Origin of the sequence: Streptomyces albicerus (assembly GCF_008905045.1) — a bacterium.
In the GTDB taxonomy this organism is placed as follows: Bacteria; Actinomycetota; Actinomycetes; order Streptomycetales; family Streptomycetaceae; genus Streptomyces; species Streptomyces albicerus.
Genome location: NZ_VWMY01000010.1, coordinates 68,905 through 95,181 on the forward strand (window position 1 = coordinate 68,905; position 26,277 = coordinate 95,181).

Annotated in this window: 22 protein-coding genes and 1 tRNA gene; 9 read left to right on the plus strand and 14 right to left on the minus strand. The window is 70.0% G+C overall.

Annotated elements, in window-relative coordinates; all coding sequences use genetic code 11:
• Positions 1–172: 172 nt before the first annotated feature.
• Complete coding sequence (locus GAS53_RS10500; RefSeq protein WP_404829202.1) at positions 173–673, plus strand: Lrp/AsnC family transcriptional regulator; 501 nt, start codon at positions 173–175, stop codon at positions 671–673.
• 108 nt (positions 674–781) lie between these two features.
• Here GAS53_RS10500 and GAS53_RS10505 read toward each other — a convergent pair whose 3' ends face one another.
• Both GAS53_RS10505 and GAS53_RS10510 read right to left on the minus strand, forming a co-directional pair.
• On the minus strand, positions 782–1,372 hold the full coding sequence (locus GAS53_RS10505; protein WP_151477217.1) for a TetR/AcrR family transcriptional regulator: 591 nt from the start codon (positions 1,370–1,372) through the stop codon (positions 782–784).
• Positions 1,369–2,883, minus strand: coding sequence for a 3-hydroxyacyl-CoA dehydrogenase (locus tag GAS53_RS10510; RefSeq protein ID WP_151477218.1), 1,515 nt, complete (start codon positions 2,881–2,883; stop codon positions 1,369–1,371). The genes GAS53_RS10505 and GAS53_RS10510 overlap by 4 nt, the downstream gene beginning before the upstream one ends.
• A gap of 148 nt (positions 2,884–3,031) precedes the next feature.
• On the opposite strand from GAS53_RS10510, the gene paaN reads away from it, so the two are divergent.
• Positions 3,032–4,723: a phenylacetic acid degradation protein PaaN gene (gene paaN, locus GAS53_RS10515; RefSeq protein ID WP_151477219.1), complete on the plus strand. Its 1,692-nt coding sequence runs from the start codon at positions 3,032–3,034 to the stop codon at positions 4,721–4,723.
• 108 nt (positions 4,724–4,831) lie between these two features.
• Here the strand turns inward: paaN and GAS53_RS10520 are convergent, their stop codons facing one another.
• From GAS53_RS10520 to GAS53_RS10530, 3 genes are all read right to left on the minus strand, one after another.
• Positions 4,832–5,575 (minus strand): TrmH family RNA methyltransferase, encoded by a 744-nt coding sequence (locus tag GAS53_RS10520; protein WP_151477220.1) that lies wholly within the window; start codon positions 5,573–5,575, stop codon positions 4,832–4,834.
• Positions 5,572–6,987, minus strand: coding sequence for an HTTM domain-containing protein (locus GAS53_RS10525; protein ID WP_151477321.1), 1,416 nt, complete (start codon positions 6,985–6,987; stop codon positions 5,572–5,574). The genes GAS53_RS10520 and GAS53_RS10525 overlap by 4 nt, the downstream gene beginning before the upstream one ends.
• 164 nt (positions 6,988–7,151) lie before the next feature.
• Entirely contained in the window at positions 7,152–8,042 is an 891-nt protein-coding gene (locus GAS53_RS10530) for a DUF5819 family protein (protein WP_151477221.1), read from the minus strand.
• Positions 8,043–8,384: 342 nt separating this feature from the next.
• On the opposite strand from GAS53_RS10530, the gene GAS53_RS10535 reads away from it, so the two are divergent.
• A complete protein-coding gene (locus tag GAS53_RS10535) occupies positions 8,385–9,521 on the plus strand; it encodes an acyl-CoA dehydrogenase family protein (RefSeq protein ID WP_151477222.1) in 1,137 nt (378 codons plus the stop codon).
• A gap of 229 nt (positions 9,522–9,750) precedes the next feature.
• Here GAS53_RS10535 and GAS53_RS10540 read toward each other — a convergent pair whose 3' ends face one another.
• The 4 genes from GAS53_RS10540 to GAS53_RS10555 all read right to left on the minus strand — a co-directional run bounded on the left by GAS53_RS10540 (position 9,751) and on the right by GAS53_RS10555 (position 13,384).
• The gene (locus tag GAS53_RS10540; RefSeq protein ID WP_151477322.1) at positions 9,751–10,080 is read right to left on the minus strand and encodes a rhodanese-like domain-containing protein; all 330 of its coding nucleotides are present in this window, start codon (positions 10,078–10,080) and stop codon (positions 9,751–9,753) included.
• 190 nt (positions 10,081–10,270) lie between these two features.
• Positions 10,271–11,320 (minus strand): J domain-containing protein, encoded by a 1,050-nt coding sequence (locus tag GAS53_RS10545; protein ID WP_151477223.1) that lies wholly within the window; start codon positions 11,318–11,320, stop codon positions 10,271–10,273.
• A gap of 69 nt (positions 11,321–11,389) precedes the next feature.
• Entirely contained in the window at positions 11,390–12,805 is a 1,416-nt protein-coding gene (locus GAS53_RS10550) for a DUF2252 domain-containing protein (RefSeq protein ID WP_225858852.1), read from the minus strand.
• A gap of 492 nt (positions 12,806–13,297) precedes the next feature.
• A tRNA-Leu gene (locus tag GAS53_RS10555) sits at positions 13,298–13,384 on the minus strand.
• Positions 13,385–13,885: 501 nt separating this feature from the next.
• Between GAS53_RS10555 and GAS53_RS10560 the strand changes: the two genes are divergently transcribed.
• From GAS53_RS10560 to pknB, 6 genes are all read left to right on the plus strand, one after another.
• Entirely contained in the window at positions 13,886–14,734 is an 849-nt protein-coding gene (locus GAS53_RS10560; protein ID WP_151477224.1) for an FhaA domain-containing protein, read from the plus strand.
• Between the two features lie 10 nt (positions 14,735–14,744).
• Positions 14,745–15,269, plus strand: coding sequence for an FHA domain-containing protein FhaB/FipA (locus GAS53_RS10565; protein WP_151477225.1), 525 nt, complete (start codon positions 14,745–14,747; stop codon positions 15,267–15,269).
• A 90-nt stretch (positions 15,270–15,359) separates the two neighbouring features.
• Positions 15,360–16,919: a Stp1/IreP family PP2C-type Ser/Thr phosphatase gene (locus GAS53_RS10570; RefSeq protein ID WP_192583060.1), complete on the plus strand. Its 1,560-nt coding sequence runs from the start codon at positions 15,360–15,362 to the stop codon at positions 16,917–16,919.
• A 26-nt stretch (positions 16,920–16,945) separates the two neighbouring features.
• Complete coding sequence (locus GAS53_RS10575) at positions 16,946–18,385, plus strand: FtsW/RodA/SpoVE family cell cycle protein (protein ID WP_151477227.1); 1,440 nt, start codon at positions 16,946–16,948, stop codon at positions 18,383–18,385.
• A complete protein-coding gene (locus GAS53_RS10580; RefSeq protein WP_151477228.1) occupies positions 18,382–19,872 on the plus strand; it encodes a peptidoglycan D,D-transpeptidase FtsI family protein in 1,491 nt (496 codons plus the stop codon). Before GAS53_RS10575 ends, GAS53_RS10580 begins: the two co-directional genes overlap by 4 nt.
• 168 nt (positions 19,873–20,040) lie before the next feature.
• On the plus strand, positions 20,041–22,059 hold the full coding sequence (gene pknB / locus GAS53_RS10590; protein WP_151477230.1) for a Stk1 family PASTA domain-containing Ser/Thr kinase: 2,019 nt from the start codon (positions 20,041–20,043) through the stop codon (positions 22,057–22,059).
• Positions 22,060–22,241: 182 nt separating this feature from the next.
• Here the strand turns inward: pknB and GAS53_RS10595 are convergent, their stop codons facing one another.
• The 5 genes from GAS53_RS10595 to GAS53_RS10615 form a co-directional block, all read right to left on the minus strand.
• On the minus strand, positions 22,242–22,982 hold the full coding sequence (locus GAS53_RS10595; RefSeq protein ID WP_151477231.1) for a class E sortase: 741 nt from the start codon (positions 22,980–22,982) through the stop codon (positions 22,242–22,244).
• A gap of 150 nt (positions 22,983–23,132) precedes the next feature.
• Positions 23,133–24,350 carry a class E sortase gene (locus GAS53_RS10600; protein WP_404829204.1) on the minus strand — a complete coding sequence of 406 codons (1,218 nt, stop codon included), beginning with the start codon at positions 24,348–24,350 and terminating at the stop codon, positions 23,133–23,135.
• Between the two features lie 368 nt (positions 24,351–24,718).
• Positions 24,719–25,357: an aminodeoxychorismate/anthranilate synthase component II gene (locus tag GAS53_RS10605; RefSeq protein ID WP_151477232.1), complete on the minus strand. Its 639-nt coding sequence runs from the start codon at positions 25,355–25,357 to the stop codon at positions 24,719–24,721.
• The gene (locus tag GAS53_RS10610) at positions 25,354–25,515 is read right to left on the minus strand and encodes a hypothetical protein (RefSeq protein WP_151477233.1); all 162 of its coding nucleotides are present in this window, start codon (positions 25,513–25,515) and stop codon (positions 25,354–25,356) included. Before GAS53_RS10610 ends, GAS53_RS10605 begins: the two co-directional genes overlap by 4 nt.
• Before the next feature lie 31 nt (positions 25,516–25,546).
• Positions 25,547–26,254: a class E sortase gene (locus GAS53_RS10615; RefSeq protein ID WP_151477234.1), complete on the minus strand. Its 708-nt coding sequence runs from the start codon at positions 26,252–26,254 to the stop codon at positions 25,547–25,549.
• Between the last annotated feature and the right edge of the window lie 23 nt (positions 26,255–26,277).

The window sequence follows — 26,277 nt, forward strand, 5'->3', positions numbered from 1 at the left end:
GGCACCTCCTCGTGGGAGCGGCTTCGAGAGACGTGCCGTGAGTGACCCGCCTCACCTACCGATTGTTCGGTCGTCGGCACATTTTGGCTACAGGCACCTCCAGGCTGTGGACAAACGGTTCTCCACAGCCTGAGATGGACGCAGTACGTCCATGGTAGGGAGGCGGGGGGACATGGCACCTGAACAAATGGCCGAAGGGCCGGAGGCCGGATCCTCCCCGCCGCCCCCGCGCCCGCTCGACGCCATCGATCAGGACATCCTCCAGATGCTCCAGGCGGACGGCCGCGCCTCGATACGGTCCGTGGCCGAGCGCGTCCATGTGTCACGCGCCAACGCCTACGCGCGTATCAACCGCCTCGTCGAGGACGGCGTGATCCGCGGCTTCGGAGCCCGCGTCAACCACGAGCGGGCAGGGCACGGCACCTCGGCGTACATCACTCTCAAGATCGTGCAGAACACCTGGCGCACAGTGCGCGAGCAGCTGAGGGCGCTTCCCGGGGCCTCCCACATCGCTCTGGTGGGGGGCGATTTCGACGTTCTGCTCCTGGTGCACACGCCGGACAACAGGGCGCTGCGCGAGCTGGTGCTCACACGTCTCCAGGCCATCCCCGAAGTGCTCAGCACGCGGACGCTGCTGGTGTTCGAGGAGGAGGACCTGGAGCCACAGGGCTGACCCCGGGACGCAGCGTTGCCCCCGGGCGCTTCCTGGGCCGTTGGGACGCCTTCTTCGGGATGTCTTCCGGGATGTCTCCTCTGGGACGTCTCCTTGAGGGCGCTCCGCTCAGTCCTCCTGCCGGAGTCCCCCGAAGACCAGTCGCACGACCGCGTCGGCGACCTCGCGCTCGCCCATGCCCCGCCCGTCGGGGCGGTACCACTCGACGATCGAGTTGATCATCCCGAAGACCAGCCGTGTCGCGAGCCCGAACTCCACGTCGCGGCGTACGTCACCGTCGGCAGCGGCCTCCCGCAGCAGCTCGGCGACCCGGTGGTCGAAGTCCCGGCGCCGCTCCAGGGCCCAGCGCTCGGCGTCGGTGTTGCCGCGCACGCGCAGCAGCAGCGTCACATACGGCAGCTCGGTGGTGAGCACCTCGACCATGCGCCGCGTGACGTACTCCAGGCGGTCCACGGCACGCCCCACGCGCGCGTGCTCCTCGTCGAGGATCCCGAAGAGGCCGTCGAGCGCTCGTCTGACGGCCCGGCGCAGCAGCTCCTCCTTGCCCGTCACGTGGTGGTAGATCGACGACTTGGAGATGCCGGCCGCCTTGGAGAGATGCTCCATGGAAGTGCCGTCGTAGCCCCGCTCGTTGAAAACCCGCACGGCCACGGAGAGCAGCGTCTCCGGGGTGTAAGTGTCGCGCTTGGCGGTGGTCATGCCGTGCCCTCCCGCTTCTCGGAGGCGTACGCGTGGCGGTAGAGGGCGAGGGACGGCGCGTAGCGTCCTGAGGGGTCGCGCATGTGCAGGTCGTCCAGGACGTCGTAGGCCCAGCTCCTGCCGAGCCTGCGGCTCCATTCGAAGGGCCCCAGGGGGTAGTTGACGCCCAGGCGCATCGCCGTGTCGATGTCCTCCTCGGTGGCCACCCCCTTGGCGACGGCGTCGTGCGCGAGGTCGACGATGCGGGCCACCGTGCGGGCGACGATCAGGCCGGGCACGTCCCCGATGACGCTGACATCCTTGCCGAGCGCCTGGAAGAGCCCGGTGGCCTCGGCGAGGGTCTGCGTCTGGGTGTCCTGCGAGTGGGACAGGGCGATCCGGGTCGCCCGGCGGTAGTCGAGCGCCAGGTCGAAGTAGACGACGTCACGGAACTCGACGGCGGTCTGGCCGTCCGCGAGGGCCAGCTGGCCGCCACTCGGCAGCACCAGCCGCGTGCCGTGGTCCTCCTCGTCCTCGCGGACCTGGATGCCCGCCTCACGGATCAGCGCGAGCAGCTCGGAGGCGGGGCCCAGATCACCCTCGGCGACGACGTACGCGGGCGGCCGGACCTTCTCCGCGGTGTGCGGCTCGGGGCGCTCGCCGTCGTCTCCGTAGTCGTACCAGCCGTGTCCCGTCTTGCGGCCGTGCCGGCCCGACTCGACGAGCCGCCGCTGGGCCAGCGAGGGCGTGAACCGCACGTCCTGGAAGAAGGCCTCCCATACGGAGCGCGTGACGGACTCGTTGACGTCCTGGCCGATGAGGTCGGTCAGTTCGAAGGCACCCATCCTGAAGCCGCCCGACTCGCGCAGGATCGCGTCGATGGTGGCGGGGTCGGCGGCCTGGGCCTCGTAGACCGCGAAGGCCTCGGCGTAGAAGGGCCGCGCGATGCGGTTGACGATGAAGCCCGGGGTGTCGGCGCAGGCGACCGGGGTCTTTCCCCAGGCGCGTGCCATCTCGTACGCGCGCGTGGCCGACGTGACGTCGGTCGCGAACCCGGAGACGACCTCCACGAGGGGCAGCAGCGGGGCGGGGTTGAAGAAGTGCAGCCCCACGAAGCGGCCGGGGTTGCGCAGGGCGCCGCCGATCGCGGTCACGGACAGGGACGAGGTGTTGGTGGCGAGCAGGCAGTCGTCCGCGACGATCTCCTCGAGCTCGCGCATCAGCTGCTGTTTGACGTCCAGCCGCTCCAGGACGGCTTCGACGACGAGACCCGAGTCGGCGAGCTCGGAGAGGCTCTCGGCGGGGCGCAGACGGGCGCGTGCGGCGTCCCGCTCGGCGCCGGTCAGCCGGTCCTTCTCGACGAGCCGGTCGATGCGTGCGCCGATCGCTTCGGCCGCGGACCGGGCGCGGCCGGGCACGGCGTCGTACAGCCGCACGGGGTGGCCCGCGACGAGCGCGACCTGAGCGATGCCCTGGCCCATGGTGCCGGTGCCGACGACGGCCACGGGGCCGGCGAGGTCGAGTGCTGTCATGCTCGCGATCCTCCCGCACGGGGTTTTCCACAGGTTCAGCGGACCCCCTTGTCCCGACCGATCGTTCGGTTACTCTAACCCTGTCTGTCCATTCCTGCCCAGGTCGCGAGTTCAACGAAGAGCTCTCGAGACGAGGAGTTGGTCCCTCATGGCCGCCGAACTCACCGCGCACCAGCTGATCGCCCAGCACCGGCCCACCCTCGACCAGGCGCTGGAAGCGATCCGCACGCGCGCGTACTGGTCGCCGCACCCCGAGCACCCCAAGGCGTACGGGGAGAACGGCAGCCTGGGAATGGCCGAGGGCAAGGCCGCCTTCGACGCCCTCCTGGGCGGCCGCCTCGACCTCGGCCAGCCCGGCACCGACGACTGGGCGGGCGGCGAAGTCTCGCCGTACGGGATCGAGTTGGGCGTCACGTACCCGCACCCGGACATCGACGTCCTGCTGCCCGCCATGAAGGCCGGGCAGCGCACGTGGCGCGACGCGGGCGCGGAGATGCGCGCGGTGGTGTGCCTGGAGATCCTCAAGCGGATCAGCGACCGCACGCACGAGTTCGCGCACGCGGTCATGCACACCAGCGGCCAGGCCTTCATGATGGCGTTCCAGGCCGGCGGCCCGCACGCCCAGGACCGCGGACTCGAGGCGGTGGCGTACGCGTACGTGGAGCAGATCCGCACGCCGGACACCGCGGAGTGGACCAAGCCCCAGGGCAAGCGGGACCCACTCGCTCTGAACAAGCAGTTCACGCCCGTACCGCGCGGCGTCGCGCTGCTGATCGGCTGCAACACCTTCCCGACGTGGAACGGCTATCCGGGCCTGTTCGCCTCCCTGGCCACGGGCAACGCCGTGCTCGTGAAGCCCCACCCGCGCGCGGTGCTGCCGCTCGCGCTCACCGTGCAGGTGGCTCGGGAGGTGCTCGCCGAGGCCGGCTTCGATCCGAACCTGGTGGCGCTGGCCGCCGAGCGTCCCGGTGAGGGCATCGCCAAGACCCTGGCCACGCGGCCCGAGATCCGGATCATCGACTACACGGGCTCGACGGCGTTCGGCGACTGGCTGGAGGCCAACGCCCGCCAGGCTCAGGTCTACACGGAGAAGGCCGGCGTCAACACGGTGCTCGTGGAGTCGACCGACGACTACAAGGGGATGCTGTCGAACCTCGCCTTCTCCTTGTCCCTCTACAGCGGCCAGATGTGCACGACCCCGCAGAACCTGCTGATCCCCCGCGACGGCATCCGTACGGAGGAGGGCCCCAAGTCGTACGACGAGGTGGTCGCCGACCTCGCCAGGTCGGTCGGCGGACTCCTCGGCGACGACGCTCGCGCGAACGCCCTCCTGGGCGCGATCGTGAACCCCGACGTGAAGGCCCGCCTGGAGGCCGCGGCCGGGCTCGGCGAGGTCGCCCTCGCCTCACGGGAGATCGCCAATCCCGAGTTCCCGGGCGCGGTGGTCCGTACGCCGGTGATCGTGAAGCTGGACGGCGCCAAGCCCGACGACGAGGCCGCCTACATGAACGAGTGCTTCGGTCCGGTGTCGTTCGCCGTCGCGGTCGACTCGGCGGCCGACGCGGTGGAGCTGCTGCGGCGGACCATCCGTGACAAGGGAGCGATGACCGTCGGCGCGTACACGACCTCCGAGGAGGTCGACGAAGCCGTGCGGGAGGCGTGCCTGGAGGAGCCCGCCCAGCTGTCGCTGAACCTGACCGGTGGGGTGTACGTCAACCAGACGGCTGCCTTCTCGGACTTCCACGGGTCGGGCGGCAACCCGGCGGCGAACGCTGCGCTGTGCGACGGGGCGTTTGTGGCCAACCGGTTCCGGGTGGTGGAAGTCCGCAGGGAGGCGTGAGCGCCCCTTGAGGGGCGTGGGGCTGTATCGATGTGCGGCTCCGCCGCGTGGGCGCGCGACCGGCCCCCGGCGGCCCGCAGCCGTACGACCGCCCGCGGCCCCCGCCCCTTACGAAGCACTCCAGTGGAACAGCGCCATCGCCACGCTGGTGGCGAGGTTGTAACTGGAGACCTGCGGCCGCATCGGCAAGGACACCAAATGATCGGCACGCGCGCGTAGCTCGGGCGAGAGCCCGCTCCGCTCCGAGCCGAACGCGAGGACGGCGTCGTCCGGGAGCTTCAGCGCTCGGATGTCGTCGCCGTCCGGGTCCAGGGCGAAGACCGGGCCGGACGGCAGCTCGTCCACCGTCAGCCGTTCCACGGCGGTCGCGAAGTGCAGGCCCGCCCCGCCGCGCACGACCGTCGGATGCCAGGGGTCAAGGGTGCCGGTCGTGACGACACCCGTCGCGCCGAAGCCGGCCGCGAGGCGGATCACGGCGCCGGCGTTCCCGAGGTTGCGCGGATGGTCGAGGACGACCACGGGCGCGGTGCGGGGCGTCCGGGCCAGCGCACGCAGGTTGGCGTCGCGCGCGGGGCGTACCGCCAAGGCAGCCACCGCGGTGGGGTGCGGGCGCGGAACGAGGGCCTGGTACGTGGCCTCCGGGACCTCCGCCAGGAGGGCGTCCAGCGTGTCCCGCACGTCCGGGGCCAGTTCGTCGGCGAGGGCGAGCGTCGCCCGCCGGTCGGTGGTGACCGCCACCGGGACCTCGGCCTGGAAGCGCACGGCGTGCTTGAGGGCGTGGAAGCCGTCGAGCAGTACAGAGGTGTCGGCGAGCCGGTGCCAGGCGCTCACCGGCTCGTGGGGGGCCGTCATGCGGTGAAGCCTACGTGCGTGTGCTCGGCCGTCTCCGGGGTGCGCGGAGCCTCCTTGCGCGGCCCCGGGAGCGTACCGCTGACGCGCGAAAACAGCCCTCTACGCGCGCGTGCCGTCCATCCGCCCAGGCGGCGCAGGAAGGTCGTCGGCAGGAACACCGCGTCGGCGGCGATCATCGCGAGCGAGAAGAACGGCAGACCCAGGACGACGGCGATCACGGCGTGCTCGGTCATCATGGCCGCCAGCAGGACGTTCTTCACCCGCCGGTTGAAGAGCGTGAAGGGGAAGGCGACCTGCACGACGACCGTCCCGTACGTCACCAGCATCACCAGCGTGCCGTACTCGGTCAGCAGGTCGGAGAGGGCCGGCCAGGGGGAGAAGTAGTCCAGATGGAGCGGGTAGTAGACGGCGGTGCCGTCCTGCCAGCGCGAGCCCTGGATCTTGTACCAGCCGGCTGTCGCGTAGATCAGACAGGCCTCGGCCATGATCACGAACAGGGCGGCGTTGTGGACGAGGTTGGCGACGACGTCGAGGAAGATGCGCGGCTGGACACTCCGGGCATACCGGCCGGCCAGCCACCACAGGCCCTGTACGGCCCACAGCCCCCAGTAGATCGTCCGCCAGCCGCCGAGAAACCCGCCGTCTATCTTCCCCGCGAGGGTGGCTGCGGCCAGGGCTAGGCCGAGCACGGTCCACAGGGCGGGACCGACCCGGTCCGTGGAATTGCCCCGGTCCGGGGAACCGACCCTGTCCGGGCCAAAGCCCTCTCCACGCGCGCGTGCATCCCGTGCTTCCCGAGCATCCTGCGCTTCGCGTGCATCCCGCGCTGCCCGTGCAAGGCGTTCCCGTCGCTCGTCCAGTGACCAGACCTGGCCGCAGCGCGTGAGCACCAGGTAGATCGCCATCAGGTGGATGACGTTGTCGCCGCCGTCTCCCATGAAGACGCTGCGGTTCTGCAGGGAGAGCACGCCGATCAAGAAGAGCACGGACATGGTTCGCGTGCGCCAGCCGAGCATCAGCAGGGCGCTGGACAGCACGGCGAGCGCGTAGACGATCTCGAACCACACCTGGCTGTTGGCCCACATGAGAGCCGTGAAGGAGTGGTTGCTCGCGATGAGCTGCTGGGCCAGGTCCCAGCTCCAGGGGCCGTCGGGACCGTACATCTCCTGGCGGTGCGGGAACTCGCGCAGCAGGAACAGCAGCCAGGTCGCGGAGAAGCCGATGCGGATCACGGCGGTCTGGTACCGGCCGAGGGCCTCGCCCGTGACGCGCGCGATGGTCTGCCCGAGCGTCCGGTCGAGGCGGTGCTTGCGGTCGAAACGGTTGATCCGGCTGGTGAGACGGTCGCGACCGGGGTTGCTCAGCCGATCGCGACTGAGGCTGCTCGTCCGGGTGGGGTCGGGCTTGCTCATCCGGTCGGGGCCGGGGCCGCCTATCGGGTTGCGGTCAGGGTCGCTCGTCCCGTCGGGGCCGGCGCCGCTCACCGCCTTGCGCGCGGGGTCGCTCGTCCGGTCGGGGCCGGGACCACCCATCGGGTTGCGGTCAGGGTCGCTCGTCCGGTTGCGGTCAGGGTCGCTCATCGGGCGCTCGCCTCCGCCCCCGTGGACGCCGTGGACCCCGTGGGCCGCGTCCCTGCCGCCCGGTCGGTCTCCGAGACCAGCCACCAGGGGAGCTGGCGGAAGATGGGCTTGTCGGACACCTGCTCCTGGCTCCACTTCGGAGGCGGCACATTGGTCGTACGGGAGCGGACCTGGACCTGTCGCACGACGGCGCCGCGGCCACCCGCCTGCTCGCGGTCGAGACGCAGGACCACGATGCGGCGCAGATAGCGCTCGGAGAGGGCTCCGCGCAGGCCGCTCGGACGGTTCTGGTTGTCGTGCGTCGCCACGAAGAAGTCCCAGGCCCTGCGCAACTCGTTCTGCTGGGTGTGGCTGGGCAGCAGATTGCCGTCGATGGCCGCGCCGTCCAGCGCGGAGAGGTCGTACCAGCCGGTCGTTCTGACATCGCCGTCCGCGGTGCGTACCTCCGCGCGGACCTGGACCGCGATGTTCTGCTGCAGCGGGTTGGGCGCGAAGAGCTTCCAGTTCTGCTCGAACTCGGGGTAGACCCACTCGTCGATCGCCCGCCCGTGCTGCTTGGTGACCGTGTTCGACGGCGCGACATGTAGGAACACCATGCCGAGGTGCGCACAGGCGGCGACCGCGACGACGGCGAGGGCGAGCGCGGCGGCGATCTGGAACGGGACGGAGAGGGCGGCTATGCCGGAGGGAGGAGGGGGATCGACGGGAGAGGGACCGGCGAGACCGGGACCGGGACCGGCGGAAGGTGCCTCTTCGTGCTGACGCGGGATCCCGACGCGCGCCTCACCCGGGGTCGCCCGACCGTTCGGCGGAGGGCCGCCGGGGGCGGTGGCCGCGGGCTCGCCCGGCACGGGCCGGGCGTTCGAGCCCTCGTCGTACGCGTCCATCCCGCCCCGTTCCCCGATGTCTGTCCGATTCCGTCGCCGGCCCGCGAGGCGGCATACCGTCCGCGCGGCACCACGCCGCGACGGTCGCACCGGAACGGTACTCAGGCGCACCCGCCCGGCACAGCCCCAAGGGACACAGCGGCCACGAGGTTATCCACAGTGGTTGACACCTTACGGCCCCACCCGACCCTCGAACCGTACTTACCGAACGATCGGTCGGCCACTCGCCCACAGTCCGGGGCCGCGGGGCGACGACAGCCGGTCCACGCCGTTCCCTTCTTGTAGAACCTGTTCTATCTTGACGCACCGTCAGATCAACGGATCCGCCGGGAGGACAAGGCCGTGGACTTCACCTTCACCGAGGAGCAGCAGGCGGCCGTGGAGGCGGCGAAGGCGGTTTTCGCGGGGGTCGCGCCGGACGGTGTGCCGAGCCCCGCGCTCACCCCGGGCGCCGTCGCGGACGACTTCGACCGCGCGCTGTGGGCGAAGCTCGCCGACGCCGACCTGCTGAGCCTGCTGCTCGACGCGCGCCACGGCGGCGCGGGCCTGGACGCCATCGCGCTCTGCCTGGTGCTGCGGGAGTCGGCGAAGGTGCTCGCGCGCGTGCCGTTGCTGGAGAGCACCGCGGCCGCGGTGGCCGTGCAGACGTACGGCGGCGAGGAGTTGAAGTCGGATCTGCTCGCGCGGGCCGGCCGGGGCGAGGTGGTCCTGACGGTCGCCGCGAACGGTCGTACGGGCCATGACGGCGCCGAACTCGCCGTCACCGCACGGCCGGAGGGCGACGCGTGGGTGCTGGACGGCATACAGACGGCCGTCCCCTGGGCGCAGAACGCCGACTTCGTCCTCGTACCCGCCCTGAGCACGGACTCGGGCCGCTCCGTGCTCGCCCTCGTACCCCGCGTCCAGGAGGGCGCGCTGCTCGCCGAGCAGATCTCGACGACGGGCGAACGGCTCGGCGAACTCCGGCTGGATTCCGTACGTATCCCCGCGCGCGACGTCATCGACGCCGACGGCGCCTGGGAGTGGCTGCGGGACCTGCTCGCCACCGGGACGTGCGCGCTGGCGCTCGGGCTCGGCGAGGGCGTGCTCGGGATGACGAGCGAATACACCAGCAAGCGGGAGCAGTTCGGGTTCCCGGTCGCCACGTTCCAGGCCGTGGCCGTGCAGGCCGCCGACCGCTATATCGATCTGCGCGCGATGGAGGCGACTCTCTGGCAGGCCGCGTGGCGGATCAGCGCGGGGGCGGGCGGGGCGCTGCCCGCGTCCGGTGACGTCGCCGTCGCCAAGATCTGGGCCTCCGAGGGCGTACGACGCGTCGTGCAGACCGCGCAGCATCTGCACGGGGGCTTCGGCGCGGACACCGACTACCCCCTGCACCGGTACCACGCCTGGGCCAAGCACCTGGAACTCTCACTCGGCCCGGCGGCGGCGCACGAGGAGACGCTGGGGGATTTGCTGGCAGCCCATCTTTTGGGCTGAGCCCGCTCCAGACGCGAGCTCGCCGTGAGCTCGCTTGGCGTGAGCTCGTTTGGCATGAGCTCGCTTGGCGTGAGGCCGATTTGAGCTCCGCCTCGGGGTGAGCGCCGGGGCGCCTCGCGTCCTTCAGCCCACGGCGCACAGCTCACGGCTCGACGCTGCCCTCAGCCCGGCTGCCGGGCTGCCGGGCTGCCCGGCTGTCGGCTGTCGGCTGTCGGCTGTCCAGAGTCCGTTAAAGCACGAACCCCGGCTGCCCCTCGGCGTTCACCACAGGACGACCCACGGCTGCCCAGACCTGCATGCCGCCGTCGACGTTCACCGCGTCGATGCCCTGCTGGACCAGGTACATCGCCACCTGCGCCGAGCGGCCACCGGAGCGGCAGATCACGTGGACCCTGCCGTCCTGCGGCGCCGCCTCGGTCAGCTCGCCGTAGCGGGCGACGAAATCACTGATGGGGATGTGCAGAGCCCCTTCGGCGTGACCCGCCTGCCACTCGTCGTCCTCCCGGACGTCCAGCAGGAAGTCACCGTCCGCGAGATCCCCGACCTCGACCGTGGGCACACCAGCTCCGAAACTCATGCCCCCGACGCTACCTGACCGGGCCATTCCGCAGATCCGCCCGGTGTACGCGGCCGTGTACGCGGCCACCACTCATTCCGTGTACGCGGCCACCCCTCATCCCAAGGCCAGACGCGCATCCGAAGACCGACCGCACAGCTCAAAGCCGGCCGCTCACCAGGAAGCCGCCCCCTCAGGCACCGCTGCCGAGCAAGCCGACCAGCTCCGCCTCCCGCTCGCTCACCTGCGCCAGCAGCTGCTCGGCGATTTCCTCGAGCAGCCGGTCGGGGTCCTCCGGAGCGATCTTGAGCATCGAGCCGATCGCGCTCTCCTCCAGGTCGCGGGCCACGACAGCGAGCAGTTCCTTGCGCTGGGCGAGCCATTCGAGACGGGCGTAGAGCTCCTCGCTACGGCTCGGGCGCCACTCCTCGGGCACGGGACCGGCGGCCCACTCCTCGGACAGTTCCCGGAGGAGGGGCTCGTCACCTCGGCCGTACGCGGCGTTGACCCGGGAGATGAACTCGTCGCGCCGCGCGCGCTCCGCGTCGTCCTGCGCCAGGTCGGGGTGCGCCTTGCGGACGAGCTCCCGGTAGAGCTTGCGGGCCTCGTCGCTCGGCCGGACCCGCTGCGGCGGCCGCACCGGCTGCTCGGTCAGCATCGCCGAGGCCTCTGGTGTCAGTCCGTCCGAGTCGAGCCAGTCGTGGAAGAGCTCCTCGATGCCCGGCATCGGCATGACGCGGGCGCGCGCCTCCTGCGCCTTGCGCACGTCCTCCGGGGCGCCGGTGCGCGCGGCCCGCGCCTCAGCGATCTGCGCCTCCAGCTCGTCGAGCCGTGAGTACATCGGCCCGAGCTTCTGGTGGTGCAGCCGGGAGAAGTTCTCCACCTCGACCCGGAACGTCTCCACCGCGATCTCGAACTCGATCAACGCCTGCTCGGCCGCCCGCACGGCCCGCTCCAGCCGCTCCTCGGGCCGCGCCTGCCCTTCGCCTCCGGTCTCACCCGAGGCCTCGCCGCCACCGCCCGCGCCCGACGACGCGTCGGCGCCCGACTCAGACGACGCCTCGGCGCCGGACTCGGAGGACGCCTCGGCGCCCGGCTCGACGTCCGACTCAGGGGACGGCTCGGCGCCCGACTCGCCGGATGGCGGCTCGGCGGACGGCACCTCCTCGGCGCGCGGCTCACCGGCGCCCGGCTCCGCGGAGGGCGGTTCGGACGGGGACTGCTCAGCTTCCGGGGTCGTCACCCGTCCAGCCTAGGCCACGGTTCAGCCACCCACTCGAACCCACCGGGACGTGGGCCTTCACCCCACCCGTCAGACCCCCAGCTCCCCCTTGATCCGCCCCGCTCGCACGGCCGCCACCAGCTCCGCGTGGTCCGCCTCGGTCCGGTCCGCGTACGCCACCGAGAAGGAGGCGACTGCCTCGTCCAGCTCCTCGCTCTTGCCGCAGTACCCCGCGATCAGCCGCGGATCGGCGCTGTGGGCGTGCGCCCGCGCCAGCAGCGCCCCCGTCATCCGGGCGTAGTCGTCTATCTGGTCCGCGGCCAGCGCCGCGGGATCGACGCTGCCCTTGCGGTTGCGGAACTGCCGTACCTGGAAGGGGCGTCCGTCGACCGTCGTCCAGCCGAGGAGGATGTCGCTGACGACCTGCATGCGCTTCTGGCCGAGGACGACCCGGCGGCCCTCGTGCACGACCTCCGGCGCCGCGAGGCCGACCGTCTGCAGATGCGGCACCAGGACGGACGTACGGGCCTCCTTCACCTGGAGGACGAGGGGCTCACCGCGGTGGTCCAGCAGCAGCACCACGTACGAACGCGCGCCCACGCTGCCCGTGCCGACGACACGGAACGCGACGTCGTGCACCGCGTGCCTCGCGAGGAGCGGGAGCCGGTCCTCGGAGAGTGTGCTCAGGTACTCCTCCAGCGACGCGGCCACGGCGGCGGCCTCGGCGTCCTGCACGCGGCGCAGCACCGGCGGAGCGTCGACGAAGTGGCGCCCGCCGCCCTCGACGACCTCCGTCGCCTTCGCCGCGAACCGCCCGCTGGTGTTGGCCCGTGCCTTCTCCGAGACCCGCTCCAGTGTGCCGAGCAGGTCGTGGGCGTCGGTGTGGGAGACCAGCTCCTCGTCCGCGATGGCGTTCCACGCGTCCAGGACCGGGAGCTTGGCGAGCAGCCGCATGGTGCGCCGGTACGAACCAGTCGCGAACTGCGCCGCCTTGCGGCATATGTCCTCGTCCGCCCCCGCCTCACGGCCGGCGAGCACCAGCGAGGTCGCAAGCCGCTTGAGGTCCCACTCCCACGGCCCGTGCACCGTTTCGTCGAAGTCGTTCAGGTCGATGACGAGGCCGCCGCGGGCGTCCGCGTACAGGCCGAAGTTCGCCGCGTGCGCGTCGCCGCAGATCTGTGCGCCGATGCCCGTCCACGGCGTACGCGCCAGGTCGTACGCCATGAGTCCGGCCGAGCCGCGCAGGAAGGCGAAGGGAGTGGCCGCCATCCTGCCGACCCTTATCGGTGTGAGCTCGAGAATCCGGCCGCGGTTGGACTCCTCCACCGCGGTCACGGCGTCCGGCCGACCGCCGTTCGTGTCGAAAGAGGCGTGCGCACTGCGCGGGACGCGTCCCCGCAACGCCTTGCCCTCCTCCTTGGGCGAGCCCTCCGCGGGCCACCGCGCGAACCCGCGCACCCCCGGAACCCTTGCCGCCCCAGCCTCCGCACCACCGGTCTCGCTCACCCGAACCGCCTCCCCCGCACACGAACATCAACTCGTGACGACCGTACAGCCGGTCACCATTCCGCGTGAGCCCCTGTGGACAACTCCGCCCCTGTGGAAAACACCCCAGCTCAACGAGGACGGCGGGCCACGCCGACTGAGCACGAACGACACGGCGGGCGTACTCCCGACGGCGTGCAGACGCGCACGGCCTTTTCCCCACCGCGGCAGGGGATCCACGCGGCACTCTCGGCGCTGCCCTTCAAAACGGACAACAGACGAATCGGCGTCACCAGGCTCACCAGACTGCGACCTCACCGGGCTCAGCAGGTTCACCGGACGGCGACGATCCCGCCCCCGTCTCAGGCCGCCCCGGACCCGGCAGCCACCACCCAACCGCAGCCCCGCCCGTGAGATACCTCACCGCGAAGGCTCCGCCCGTCCGTACCCGTTCGGGCAACGAGAAACGGGCCCCCACCAGAACTTTCGTTCCTGGTGGAGACCCGTCTCCGGTGGTGCGCGAGGGGGGAGTTGAACCCCCACGCCCTTGCGGGCACTGGAACCTGAATCCAGCGCGTCTGCCTATTCCGCCACCCGCGCATTGGGTGTGTCGTCCGTCTCTCACCGCGTGGGTGAGCGCCTGCCGACATCGAGAAGATTAGCACGCTGGAGAGGGTGGATTCACATCCGTTTCCGAGGGCGGCGGGAGGGCAGCCGGCCTCCGCGTCACCCCCCGCATCACCCCCTCATCACCTGCGGGACCGCCTCGGACGGCGCCCCGGATCCCATCGCCCCCACCCTCCACGTATCAACGAGAACCGGTTCACGTATCAACCTCGTACCGGTCCCGGCCATCTCCCCAGGAGGCGGCCAAGGTCCACAGTCAGGTGCGGGACACTGTGGTGAAGCCACCTCTACGATCCTTCCCATACGGAGTGCCCGGGGGAGTTCGAAGAGTGGCTCCGGAGGGAACTTCGGGAGGGGACTTCAGTGGGCGTCGACACCCGTCGACCGGGCCGACAGGGGGAACCAGCCGATTTCCCGGCGCGTGGATACGATCAGTAAGCAGTACCAGGGCAACGACAAAGGAGGAGGTGCCCCATGGGAGTCCTGAAGAAGTTCGAGCAACGTCTCGAAGGTCTGGTCAACGGCACCTTCGCCAAGGTGTTCAAGTCCGAGGTCCAGCCCGTGGAGATCGCGGGTGCGCTCCAGCGGGAGTGCGACAACAACGCCACCATCTGGAACCGCGACCGGACCGTCGTCCCCAACGACTTCATCGTGGAGCTGAGCACGCCCGACTTCGAGCGTCTCAGCCCCTACTCGGGCCAGCTCGGCGACGAGCTGGCCGGCATGGTGCGCGACTACGCGAAGCAGCAGCGCTACACCTTCATGGGCCCCATCAAGGTCCACCTGGAGAAGGCGGACGACCTGGACACCGGTCTGTACCGGGTGCGCAGCCGTACGCTCGCCTCCTCCGCCAACCAGCAGGCCGCTCCCGAGCGCGCCCCCGCGGGCCCGCCCCCGGCGGCCGCCCGCGGTCAGGCCGGCGGCTACGGCTACCCGCCCGCCGCCGCTCCCCCCATGCCTGCCGCGCCGCCGCCCGGCGGCCGTCCGGGACCCGCGCCGATGGGCCAGCGGCCCGCGGCCGCGGCCCCGCAGCCGGGCGGACGTACGCGGCACTGGATCGAGATCAACGGCACCCGCCATCAGATCTCCCGCCCGACGCTGGTGCTGGGCCGCAGCACCGAAGCCGACGTGCGGATCGACGACCCCGGCGTCTCGCGCCGGCACTGTGAGATCCGGACCGGAACGCCCTCGACGATCCAGGATCTCGGGTCCACCAACGGCATCGTGGTGGACGGGCAGCACACCACCCGCGCTACGCTCCGCGACGGCTCGCGGATCGTCGTGGGCAGTACCACCATCATTTACCGGCAAGCCGAAGGGTGAAGCGGGGGCAATGTCAGAGCTGACCCTCACGGTCATGCGGCTGGGTTTCCTGGCCGTACTGTGGCTGTTCGTGATCGTGGCCGTGCAGGTCATCCGCAGCGACCTGTTCGGAACGCGTGTCACACAGCGCGGCTCGCGCCGGGACGCCGCCAGGCAGCAGCCGGCCGCGCGCCAGGCCGCGCCCCCGCAGCAGCGCCAGCAGGCGGCGGCACCGAACGGCGGCGGCCGTCAGCGCCGCGGTGCCCCCACCAAGCTGGTCGTCTCCGAGGGCACCCTCACGGGTACCACGGTGGCGCTGCAGGGGCAGACCATCACGCTGGGACGGGCACACGACAGCACGATCGTGCTGGACGACGACTACGCATCCAGCAGGCATGCCAGGATCTACCCGGACCGTGACGGCCAGTGGATCGTCGAGGATCTGGGGTCCACCAACGGCACGTATCTCGACCGGAACCGACTGACGACTCCCACGCCGATTCCGCTGGGCGCGCCGATCCGCATCGGCAAGACCGTCATCGAGCTGCGGAAGTAGTACGACAATGAGCGAGCGGAGCGAGCACGCAGCGGCGGCCCCCATGACGGGCCCCGGCGCGCTCCCGACCGGAGGGTGGGCACCGTGCGGATGTACCCGGAGCCGACGGGCGAGGTGCGCATGAGTCTGTCACTGCGCTTCGCCGCCGGATCGCACAAAGGCATGATCCGCGAGGGAAACGAGGACTCCGGCTACGCCGGTCCGCGCCTGCTCGCGATCGCCGACGGGATGGGCGGCCAGGCCGCCGGTGAGGTCGCCTCGTCCGAGGTGATCTCCACCATCGTCGCGCTCGACGACGACGTGCCCGGCTCCGACATCCTCACCTCGCTCGGCACGGCCGTACAGCGCGCCAACGACCAGCTCAGGATGATGGTCGAGGAGGACCCCCAGCTCGAGGGCATGGGGACGACGCTTACGGCGCTCCTGTGGACCGGGCAGCGGCTCGGCCTCGTACACGTCGGCGACTCGCGCGCGTACCTGCTGCGTGACGGCGTACTGACGCAGATCACACAGGACCACACGTGGGTGCAGCGCCTCGTCGACGAGGGACGCATCACGGAAGAGGAAGCCACCACTCACCCGCAGCGCTCGTTGCTGATGCGCGCGCTGGGCAGTGGCGACCACGTCGAGCCCGATCTCTCCATCCGTGAAGTCCGCGCCGGCGACCGGTACTTGATCTGTTCCGACGGGCTCTCGGGGGTCGTGTCCCATCAGACGATGGAGGACACCCTCGCCAGCTACCAGGGCCCGCAGGAGACGGTGCAGCAGCTGATCGAGCTCGCGCTGCGCGGCGGTGGCCCGGACAACATCACCGTCATCGTGGCCGACGTCCTCGACATCGACGGCGGGGACACCCTCGCGGGGCAGCTCTCCGACACCCCGGTCGTCGTGGGCGCGGTCGCCGAGAACCAGCACCAGCTGCACGACAACGGCGCCATGCAGACGCCCGCCGGCCGCGCCTCCAGCCTCGGCCGGCAGGTGCCCGGGCAGGGCGGCGGAGAGTTCGGCCCGCCCGGCAGCGGCGACACCACCGGTTACGTACCCACCGGCGGCTTCGGCGACTACTCCGACGAGGACTTCGTCAAACCGCGCTCCGGGCGGAAGTGGCTGAAGAGATCCCTCTACATCGCGCTCGCGCTCGGCGTCATCGGCGGCGGGCTGTACGGCGGCTACCGCTGGACGCAGACGCAGTACTACGTCGGCGCCAACGACGAGCACGTCGCGCTGTACCGCGGGATCAGCCAGGACCTGGCCTGGGTCTCGCTCTCGAAGGTGGAGAAGGACCACCCCGAGATCGAACTCAAGTACCTGCCGCCGTACCAGCAGAAGCAGGTCAAGGCCACGATCGCCGAGGGCGGCCTCGGCGACGCCCGGTCGAAGATCGATGAGCTGGCCACCCAGGCGTCCGCGTGCAAGAAGGACGCCGAGCGCCGCGAGGCCGAGAGCGAGCAGAACGCGAAGACGGGCGAGGGCGAGGCCGGCGGGGTCACGGGAACCACACGTACCTCTGCCGCGTCCAAGGCGACACCGACGCCGACCCCGCCGAACTCGCCCGACCCTTCCAAGTCCACGACCGCACCCACTCCCACACCCGGCCCCAGCCTCTCCGACGAAGAGCAGAAGCTGGTCTCGCTGTGCGGTAAGCAGTAAGCAGCCGTGAGGGGCCCTGTCACACGATGAGCAGTTCTTCCAATCCGTCGACGCACCACACGTCCACGATCGGCTCGATCGGAACGCCGAGCCGACGCAACACCGAGCTCGCGCTGCTCGTGTTCGCCGTGGTCATCCCGGTGTTCGCCTACGCCAACGTCGGTCTGGCCATCAATGACTCGGTGCCGCCCGGCCTGCTGAGCTACGGCCTCGGGCTCGGGCTGCTCGCGGGCGTCGGCCATCTCGTCGTACGGAAGTTCGCGCCGTACGCGGACCCGCTGCTGCTGCCGGTGGCGACGCTCCTCAACGGGCTCGGTCTGGTGCTCATCTGGCGGCTCGACCAGTCGAAGCGGCTCCAGGCGCTGGACAACTTCGTCCAGGCCGCACCCCGACAGTTGCTGTACACCGCACTGGGTATCGCCCTGTTCGTCGTCGTACTGGTCTTCCTCAAGGACCACCGGGTCCTGCAGCGCTACACCTACATCTCCATGGTCGGAGCGCTGGTCCTGCTGCTCCTACCGCTGGTCCCGGGGCTCGGCAAGAACGTCTTCGGCGCGCGGATCTGGATCCAGATTCCCGGCCTGGGCAGCATCCAGCCCGGCGAGTTCGCGAAGATCGTCCTCGCGGTCTTCTTCGCGGGCTACCTCATGGTGAAGCGCGATGCGCTGGCCCTGGCGAGCCGCCGCGTCATCGGCCTCTACCTGCCACGCGGCCGTGACCTCGGCCCGATCATCGTCGTCTGGGCGATCTCCATCCTGATCCTGGTCTTCGAGACCGACCTGGGCACCTCGCTGCTGTTCTTCGGCATGTTCGTGATCATGCTGTACGTCGCCACCGAGCGAACGAGCTGGATCGTCTTCGGTCTGCTGATGTCCGCTGCCGGCGCCGTCGGCGTCGCCACCTTCGAACCGCACGTCCAGCAGCGCGTCCAGGCCTGGCTCGACCCGATGCGCGAGTACACCCTCAGCCAGGAAGGCGTCGCCGGCCACACCGAGCAGTCCATGCAGGCTTTGTGGGCCTTCGGCTCCGGCGGCACCCTCGGCACCGGTCTCGGTCAGGGCAACTCGGACCTGATCAAGTTCGCTGCCAACTCCGACTTCATCCTCGCCACCTTCGGCGAGGAGCTGGGCCTGGCCGGTGTGATGGCGATCCTGCTGCTCTACGGCCTGATCGTGGAGCGCGGCGTGCGGACCTCCCTCGCCGCGCGCGACCCGTTCGGCAAGCTGCTGGCCGTCGGTCTGTCCGGCGCCTTCGCCCTCCAGGTCTTCGTCGTCGCCGGCGGCGTCATGGGCCTGATCCCGCTGACCGGTATGACGATGCCGTTCCTGGCGTACGGAGGTTCCTCCGTCCTCGCCAACTGGGCCCTGATCGGCATCCTGATCAGAATCAGCGACACCGCGCGCCGCCCCGCGCCGGCCCCCGCGCCCAATCCCGACGCCGAGATGACCCAGGTGGTTCGACCGTGAACAAGCCCCTGCGCCGGATCGCGATCTTCTGCGGGCTCCTCATCCTGGCCCTGCTCATCCGCGACAACTGGATCCAGTACGTCCAGGCCGACTCGCTGAAGGACGACCCGAAGAACCGCCGCGTCTCCATCGCGCGCTACGCCACCCCGCGCGGCGACATCATCGTCGACGGCAACCCGATCACCGGGTCCACCAAGACGAGCGGCGACGACTTCAACGACTTCGAGTACAAGCGCACGTACAAGGACGGCGCGATGTGGGCCCCCGTCACGGGCTACGCCTCGCAGGCCTTCGGCGCCACGCAGTTGGAGAACATCGAGGACGGCATCCTCACCGGCAACGACGACCGGCTCTTCTTCCGCCGTACGCTCGACATGATCACCGGCAAGAAGAAAGAGGGCGGCAACGTCGTCACCACGCTCAACGCCGCCGCGCAGAAGGCCGCGTACGACGGTCTGCTGAAGCGGGGCAAGGGTGCCGTCGCCGCGATCGACCCGGAGACCGGTGCGATCCTGGCGCTGGCCTCCACGCCCTCGTACGACCCGTCGACGTTCGCCGGGAACTCCACGAAGGTCGACGGCGCGGCCTGGGAGAAGCTCCAGAAGAAGAACAACCCCGACGACCCGATGCTCAACCGGGCGCTGCGCGAGATCTACCCGCCCGGCTCCACCTTCAAGGTGGTCACCGCGGCGGCGGCGCTGGAGCACGGCCTCTACCCGGACCCCGACGCGAAGACCGATTCGCCGGACCCGTGGACCATGCCGGACACCACGACCGAGCTGCCGAACGACGGCAACATCCCTTGTAAGGACGCCACGCTCCGCAACGCCCTGCGGTTCTCCTGCAACACCGTCTTCGGCAAGGTCGGCTCGGACCTCGGCAAGGACAAGATGCTGGAGACCGCCGAGAAGTTCGGCTTCAACAAGGAACAGTTCATCCCGATCCGCGCCAGCGCCTCCAACTTCCCCACGGAGATGGACAAGCCGCAGACCGCGCTCAGCTCCATCGGCCAGTTCGAGACCGCCACGACGCCGCTGCAGATGGCCATGGTGGCCTCGGCCGTCGCCAACGACGGCACGCTCATGAAGCCGTACATGGTCGACAAGCGCCAGGCGCCGAACCTCGACGTCATCGAGCAGACCGACCCCGCCAAGATGAGCGAGCCGCTCTCCGAGGAGAACGCCCAGATCCTGCAGTCGATGATGGAGACCGTCGTCAAGGAGGGCACCGGCACCCGGGCCCAGATCAACGAGGACGGCGTCACCGTCGGCGGCAAGACCGGTACCGCCCAGCACGGTGAGAACAACAGCAAGAACCCGTACGCCTGGTTCATCTCGTACGCGAAGCTCGACGACGGCAGCTCGCCGGTCGCCGTCGCCGTGGTCGTCGAGGACTCGAACGCCGACCGTAACGAGATCTCCGGCGGCGGTCTCGCCGCACCGATCGCAAGGGACGTGATGAAGGCAGTCATCGACAGCAAGAAGTGACCCCGCTCACGTCCCCTTCACATCGGTGCACGTTGCGATACCGGTCCTGTATCGGGTGACGGATGTGGCCAGGTCAGTCAAGGCGAGCCGGGTACGGTATGCCCGGACAGCACACCGCCGGACTACACGTGGTGTGGTCGGGACCGTCGGAGAGGGCTGGTAGTAGCTATGGAAGAGCCGCGTCGCCTCGGCGGCCGGTACGAGCTGGGCCAGGTGCTCGGCCGTGGTGGCATGGCGGAGGTACATCTCGCCCATGACACCCGGCTCGGCCGCACCGTGGCGGTGAAGACGCTGCGGGCGGACCTCGCACGCGACCCGTCGTTCCAGGCCCGGTTCCGCCGGGAGGCCCAGTCGGCCGCCTCGCTCAACCATCCCGCGATCGTCGCCGTGTACGACACGGGTGAGGACTACATCGAGGGCATCTCCATCCCGTACATCGTGATGGAGTACGTCGACGGGTCCACGCTGCGCGAGCTGCTGCACTCCGGGCGCAAGCTGCTGCCCGAGCGCACCCTGGAGATGACCATCGGCATCCTCCAGGCGCTCGAGTACTCGCACCGCAACGGCATCGTCCACCGCGACATCAAGCCGGCGAACGTCATGCTGACGCGCAACGGCCAGGTCAAGGTCATGGACTTCGGCATCGCGCGCGCCATGGGCGACTCCGGCATGACGATGACGCAGACCGCAGCGGTCATCGGCACGGCGCAGTACCTCTCGCCGGAGCAGGCGAAGGGCGAGCAGGTCGACGCCCGCTCCGACCTGTACTCCACGGGATGCCTGCTGTACGAGCTCCTCACGGTCCGCCCGCCGTTCATCGGGGACTCCCCGGTCGCGGTCGCTTACCAGCACGTACGGGAAGAGCCCCAGCCTCCCTCCAACTTCGACCCCGAGATCACGCCCGAGATGGACGCGATCGTGCTGCGGGCGCTGGTCAAGGACCCGGACTACCGCTACCAGTCCGCCGACGAGATGCGCGTCGACATCGAGGCCTGCCTCGACGGCCAGCCCGTCGCGGCCACCGCGGCCATGGGCTCCGTCGGCTACGGCGGCTACCCGGACGACCAGCCGACGACGGCACTGCGCTCCACGGACGCGCAGGCCACGTCCATGCTGCCCCCGATGAACCCGGACGACGGCGGCTTCGGCTACGACGACCGCGCCGGACGCCGCCGCCAGCCGAAGAAGAGCAACACCTCGACGATCCTGCTGGTCGTCGCGGGCCTGCTCGTCCTGGTCGGCGCGATCCTCATCGGGAAGTGGGCGTTCACCGGGACCGGCGGGACCGGGGACGAGCCGTTCCCGGCACCCAACCTCGTGAACCGGCCGCTGGACGAGGCGCAGCGACTGGCGTCGAACGTCGACCTGAAGGTGGAGGTCGACAAGAAGCCCTGTGAGGACACCCCGAAGGACAGCGTCTGCGCGCAGAACCCGGCCGCGAAGACCGAGGTCAACAAGGGCGACACCATCACGCTGACGGTGTCGACGGGGGCGCCGAAGGTGGCGGTGCCGAACGTCATCGACGACGACGTCGACGTCGCCACGAAGAAGCTCGAGGGCGACAAGTACCAGTTCGAGGTCAAGACGGAGAACAAGGAGTCCAGCGAGGAACCCGGCACGGTCCTCGAGCAGGACCCGACCGCGGGCGACGAGGTGGAGAAGGGTTCCACCATCACGCTCACCGTCGCCACGGAGAAGAAGCAGGTCACTGTTCCGGACGTCACCGGCAGTACCTGTGACCAGGCCAAGGCGCAGATGGAACAGAACGACCTCACGGGCAACTGCACCGATGTCGAGACCGACGACCCGAACCAGGTCGGCAAGGTCATCGCGACATCGCCTGCGGTCAACTCCCTGGCCGACCCGGGCTCCACGGTGACCATCCAGATCGGCAAGGCGGCGGAAGAAGACGAGGAGTTCGCCATGCCGAAGGTGACCCAGATGACCCTCGGCCAGGCCAAGCAGGTCCTCGCGCAGAGCCAGCTCCAGCTCGGCAACATCCAGGGCTCGCAGGACGACAACGCCATAGTGGTCGCCAGCAACCCGCAGGAGGGCCAGGAAGTGAAGGCCGGCGACAGGGTCAACCTCGCCACGCTCGACGCCGGGCAGCAGAACAACGGCGGCAACGGCAACGGCGGCCTCTTCGGAGGCGTCACCGGCGGCACAGCGACGCGAAGCGAGGACTGACCCCCGCTTCACTCGCCCACGACGAAGCCCCGGCACCCTTCAATCAAGGGGGTGCCGGGGCTTCGTCGTGCGGTGGGCGTCGTACGCGGCGTGCGGCGCGGCCCTGCCCGTAGCCCGTACGAGACGGGTCAGCGCGGCGCCCCCGTACGAGACGAGTCAGCGCAGCGCCCGTACGGGACGGGTCAGCGCAGCTCGGGCGGCGGTGTCCGCTCGTCGTTCACCTTCTCCACGCGCTCCAGCTCGCCCCACACCACGTACCGGTAGCGGGACGTGAAGACCGGCGTGCAGGTCGTGAGCGTGATGTAGCGGCCCGCCTTCTTCTTGCCCGACTCCTTGGGGATGGGGGCGAGGACCTTGACGTTGAACTTCGACGTCTCGGGAAGGGTGGCGTAGACCTTGTAGACGTACCAGTTGTCCTTGGTCTCGAAGACGATCGCATCGCCCTTCTTGAGCTTGTCGATGTTGTGGAACTGCGCTCCGTGCCCGTCGCGGTGGGCGGCCAGCGAGAAGTTGCCCTTCTTGTCCTGCGGGAGCGCGGACTTGACGGGGTCGGTGTAGTAGCCGGCGATGCCGTCGTTGAGGGACTTGGTGGAGGTGCCCTTCTTGACCAGCACCTCGCCGTTCTTCATCGCCGGGACGTGCAGGAAGCCGATGCCGTCCTTGGTGTCCAGGCCGACCGGGCCACGGTCCTCGGCCCAGTGGTCGCGCACCTTGTCGCCCTGCTTGTCGGCCTCGCGGTCCGCGACGACGTTCGTCCACCACAGCGAGTACGCGACGAACAGACCGAGGATCAGGCCCGCCGTGATGAGGAGTTCACCGAAGAAGCTGACGGCCGCCGCGATCCGGCCGCCGCCGCGGCGCCGCGGTGCGCGCGAGGACGCCCGCGCGCCCGTGTGCTCTTCGTGGTCGGTCGTCGCTGCCACTGCGTTGCCCCGTCTGGTGTCTCAGGAATCTTGGGTTGTCTTTGAAGCTTGAGTCGTCTTTGAAGCTGCTCTGCATGTCTTTGAAGCTTGGGGTGTCTTGGGGAGTCTCACACGCGTTCTCACGTATCCACATGTGCTCCCCGCGTGCTCTCAGCCGACTAGCGCGTCCGGTTTGCCCTTGCTGCGTGGCCGTTCCTCGACCATGGTGCCCCAGACGATCATCCGGTACTTGCTGGTGAATTCCGGGGTGCAGGTGGTGAGGGTGATGTACCGGCCCGCCGCGGTGAAGCCCGACCCCTTGGGGATCGCGTCCAGGACGGCCGTATTGCTAGGCGCCGTCACCGGCAGGATCGACGCCATCTTGTAGACGAAGTACTTGTCCTGCGTCTCCACGACGATCGGGTCGCCCGGCTTGAGACGGTTGATGTACCGGAACGGTTCGCCATGGGTGTTGCGGTGTCCGGCCACGCCGAAGTTGCCCGTCTTCGCGTCCGGCATCGCCGTCTTCACGCCCTCCTCGGCGTAGTGGCCGACCATGCCGCGGTCCAGGACCCGCTTCTTGTCGGTGCCCTCGGCGACCGGCACGACCACGTCCAGCTTCGGAATGTGCAGGAGGGCGAAGCCCTGCCCCGGCTCGAACGCGCCCGGATTGCGCTTGCCGTTCGCCCAGTCGTTCTGGAGGCTGCTCGCCTCGTTGCCCGCCTGCGCGGCTGCCCGGATGTTCGTCCACCACAGCTGGTACGTCACGAACAGCAGCATCAGTACGCCGGTGGTGATGAACACCTCACCGATCGCCCGGCTGGCCATCACGGCAGCGCCCGGCTTCCGCGCCCGCGCCGCGCGCCGCGCCTCCATGCGCGAGAGGGGCGCTCCGGGCTCCGTCCGCTCCTCCTGCGCCCCACTGGTCCCGCCGGCCCCGCCATGCCGCCCGTGGCGCCTGGCGGCCTTCCGCCGGGCCGCACGGCCCCCGCCCGGGCCGCCTGTGCCGCCTGTGCCGCCTGTGGGCGATACGGCGGGCGTGGTGGGCGTCGGGAAGCCGGATATGGGCTCGGCGCCGGCTATGCGCAGTGCGACCGTCTCGTCGTCGTCAGGGGGAGGCTCGTACGACGGAGGGCCGGGCGGGGAGTACGACGGGGAGCTCGGCCGGGCGTTCGGCCGGGCGTACATCTCGTCGTACGACGGCTGCGGCGGCCCTCCGTACGACGGCTGGGCCTCCTGATACCGAGGCCCAGCTCCGGTCCCTCCGTAGGACGGCTGCTGCGCCTCGTACGGCCGCGGCGGTTCGGCGTACGGCGGCTGCGGCTGCGGCTGCGGCTGCGGCTGCGGCTCTGCGTACCCGTGCGCGGGCTCCGCGTGCGCACGGCGCACCGGCTCCGCGTACGCCGCGGCGTTCTGCCCGGCGCTCCAGTCCCGCGAATACCCCTGAGAGTCATGCCACGCCTGCTCGGGCGACGCGGGCTGTCGCTGTCCCGGGAGGGGGTCGCTGAGCGGGTCGGTGAGCCCGTCGACGGCGGCCCGCATCGCTCCGCCCGCCTGGACACCGCCCGGCGCTGCGAAGTCTTCCGACACCGCGAAATCATTCGGTGCCGCGAAATCACGGGACGCCTCGAAGGACGACGTCGCCTCAAAGGCGGCTGTCTCCTCGAAGGCGCCCGGCGCCTCAAACGCCGCAGCGCCCCCGTACACGGCGTCCTCGCCGTACGGGGCGGCACTGTCGCGCTCGGGGCGCAGGGCGGTCACGCCGTGGCCCTGCCCACCACCGGGGCGAGCCCCGTCGATCTGGCCACGGCCCCGTGGTCGCCGCAGTCGACCAGCCAGTTGGCCAGCATGCGGTGACCGTGCTCGGTCAGCACGGACTCGGGGTGGAACTGCACACCCTCGACGGGGAGTTCGCAGTGCTTGAGACCCATGATGATCCCGTCGTGCGTGCGGGCCGTGACCTCCAGCTCGGCCGGCACGGTCTCCGGCTCGGCGGCCAGCGAGTGGTAGCGGGTGGCGGTGAAGGGGGACGGCAGTCCCGCGAACACGCCCTTGCCCTCGTGCTCGACGAGCGACGTCTTGCCGTGCAGCAGCTCGGGCGCCCGGTCCACCACACCGCCGTACGCCACCTGCATCGACTGCATCCCGAGGCAGACCCCGAAGACGGGGACGCCGGTCGCGGCGCAGTGCCGCACCATGTCGACGCAGACACCGGCCTCCTCGGGCGTGCCCGGGCCCGGCGACAGGAGCACGCCGTCGAAACCGTCCTGTGCGTGCGCCGTCGACACCTCGTCGTTGCGCAGCACCTCGCACTCGGCGCCCAGCTGGTAGAGGTACTGGACCAGGTTGAAGACGAAGCTGTCGTAGTTGTCGACGACGAGAATCCGCGCGCTCACTGGTTGTCCACCGTCACATCGTTGAAGGGCAGCAGAGGTTCGGCCCACGGGAAGACGTACTGGAACAGCACGTAGACCACCGCGAGCACGAGCACGAGCGAAATCAGCGCCCGCGCCCATGTGTTTCCCGGCAGATGCCGCCAGATCCAGCCGTACATGCCGTCCCTTCCGTCGCCGTACCACACCAGACTAACGGCGTAGAGCCTCGGGTTTCCCAGCCTCTACGGGCTGGGTGGCATCAAGGTGCGCCCAGACGATGAGCCGATGGCTGTGACCCCATTCCGGTTCACAGGTCGTCAGCGTCAGATAGCGGCCTTCGCGCGTGTAGCCGGATTTCCTCGGTACGGGGTCGATGACCGCAATGTCACTAGGGAGCGTTTTGTAGGGCTTGGTGTCGATGCGGTATGTGAACCACGTCGCGCCGTCGGTCAGCACCACCGCGTCGCCCGGGCGCAGCCTGGGGAAGTCCTTGAACGGGTCCCCGTACGTGCGCCGATGGCCGGCGACGGCGAAATTGCCCTCCTGGCCGAGCTGCGCGGTGCTCGCGTAGTGGCCGAGGCCCTTCTTGAGGGTGCCCGTCTTCGTGCCTTCGAGCACGGGCTTGTTCCACGTGAAACCAAGCCGCGGGATGTACATGACGGCGAAGGGCTTGCCGTCCTTGTACGGGGCGGGCTCCTCGGGACTCGCGCCGGGGCTCCCCGTCGCTGTGGACGTCGGCGCCTCGGGCCCGGCGGTCACGGAACCCTTCGCCCACTGCTCCTGGAGCTGCGCGATCTGGTCGTCCATCGCACTGTCGGCCTTCACGCCCGTCCAGAACAGCACGTACACCACGAAGAGCACGATCACGGTGCCGACGGTGATGCACAGCTCGCTGAACGTCCTGACGACCACTCGCACCGACACAAGGTCCCCCAGCGGCA

Coding starts and splice junctions, on each gene's coding strand:
- GAS53_RS10575 (WP_151477227.1), top strand. CDS start 16,946: ATGAGCAGTTCTTCCAATCCGTCGACGCACCACACGTCCACGATCGGC.
- GAS53_RS10510 (WP_151477218.1), bottom strand. CDS start 2,883: ATGACAGCACTCGACCTCGCCGGCCCCGTGGCCGTCGTCGGCACCGGC.
- GAS53_RS10525 (WP_151477321.1), bottom strand. CDS start 6,987: ATGAGCAAGCCCGACCCCACCCGGACGAGCAGCCTCAGTCGCGATCGG.
- GAS53_RS10610 (WP_151477233.1), bottom strand. CDS start 25,515: ATGTACGGCTGGATCTGGCGGCATCTGCCGGGAAACACATGGGCGCGG.
- GAS53_RS10520 (WP_151477220.1), bottom strand. CDS start 5,575: ATGACGGCCCCCCACGAGCCGGTGAGCGCCTGGCACCGGCTCGCCGAC.
- GAS53_RS10565 (WP_151477225.1), top strand. CDS start 14,745: ATGTCAGAGCTGACCCTCACGGTCATGCGGCTGGGTTTCCTGGCCGTA.
- paaN (WP_151477219.1), top strand. CDS start 3,032: ATGGCCGCCGAACTCACCGCGCACCAGCTGATCGCCCAGCACCGGCCC.
- GAS53_RS10560 (WP_151477224.1), top strand. CDS start 13,886: ATGGGAGTCCTGAAGAAGTTCGAGCAACGTCTCGAAGGTCTGGTCAAC.
- GAS53_RS10570 (WP_192583060.1), top strand. CDS start 15,360: ATGTACCCGGAGCCGACGGGCGAGGTGCGCATGAGTCTGTCACTGCGC.
- GAS53_RS10500 (WP_404829202.1), top strand. CDS start 173: ATGGCACCTGAACAAATGGCCGAAGGGCCGGAGGCCGGATCCTCCCCG.
- GAS53_RS10505 (WP_151477217.1), bottom strand. CDS start 1,372: ATGACCACCGCCAAGCGCGACACTTACACCCCGGAGACGCTGCTCTCC.
- GAS53_RS10530 (WP_151477221.1), bottom strand. CDS start 8,042: ATGGACGCGTACGACGAGGGCTCGAACGCCCGGCCCGTGCCGGGCGAG.
- pknB (WP_151477230.1), top strand. CDS start 20,041: ATGGAAGAGCCGCGTCGCCTCGGCGGCCGGTACGAGCTGGGCCAGGTG.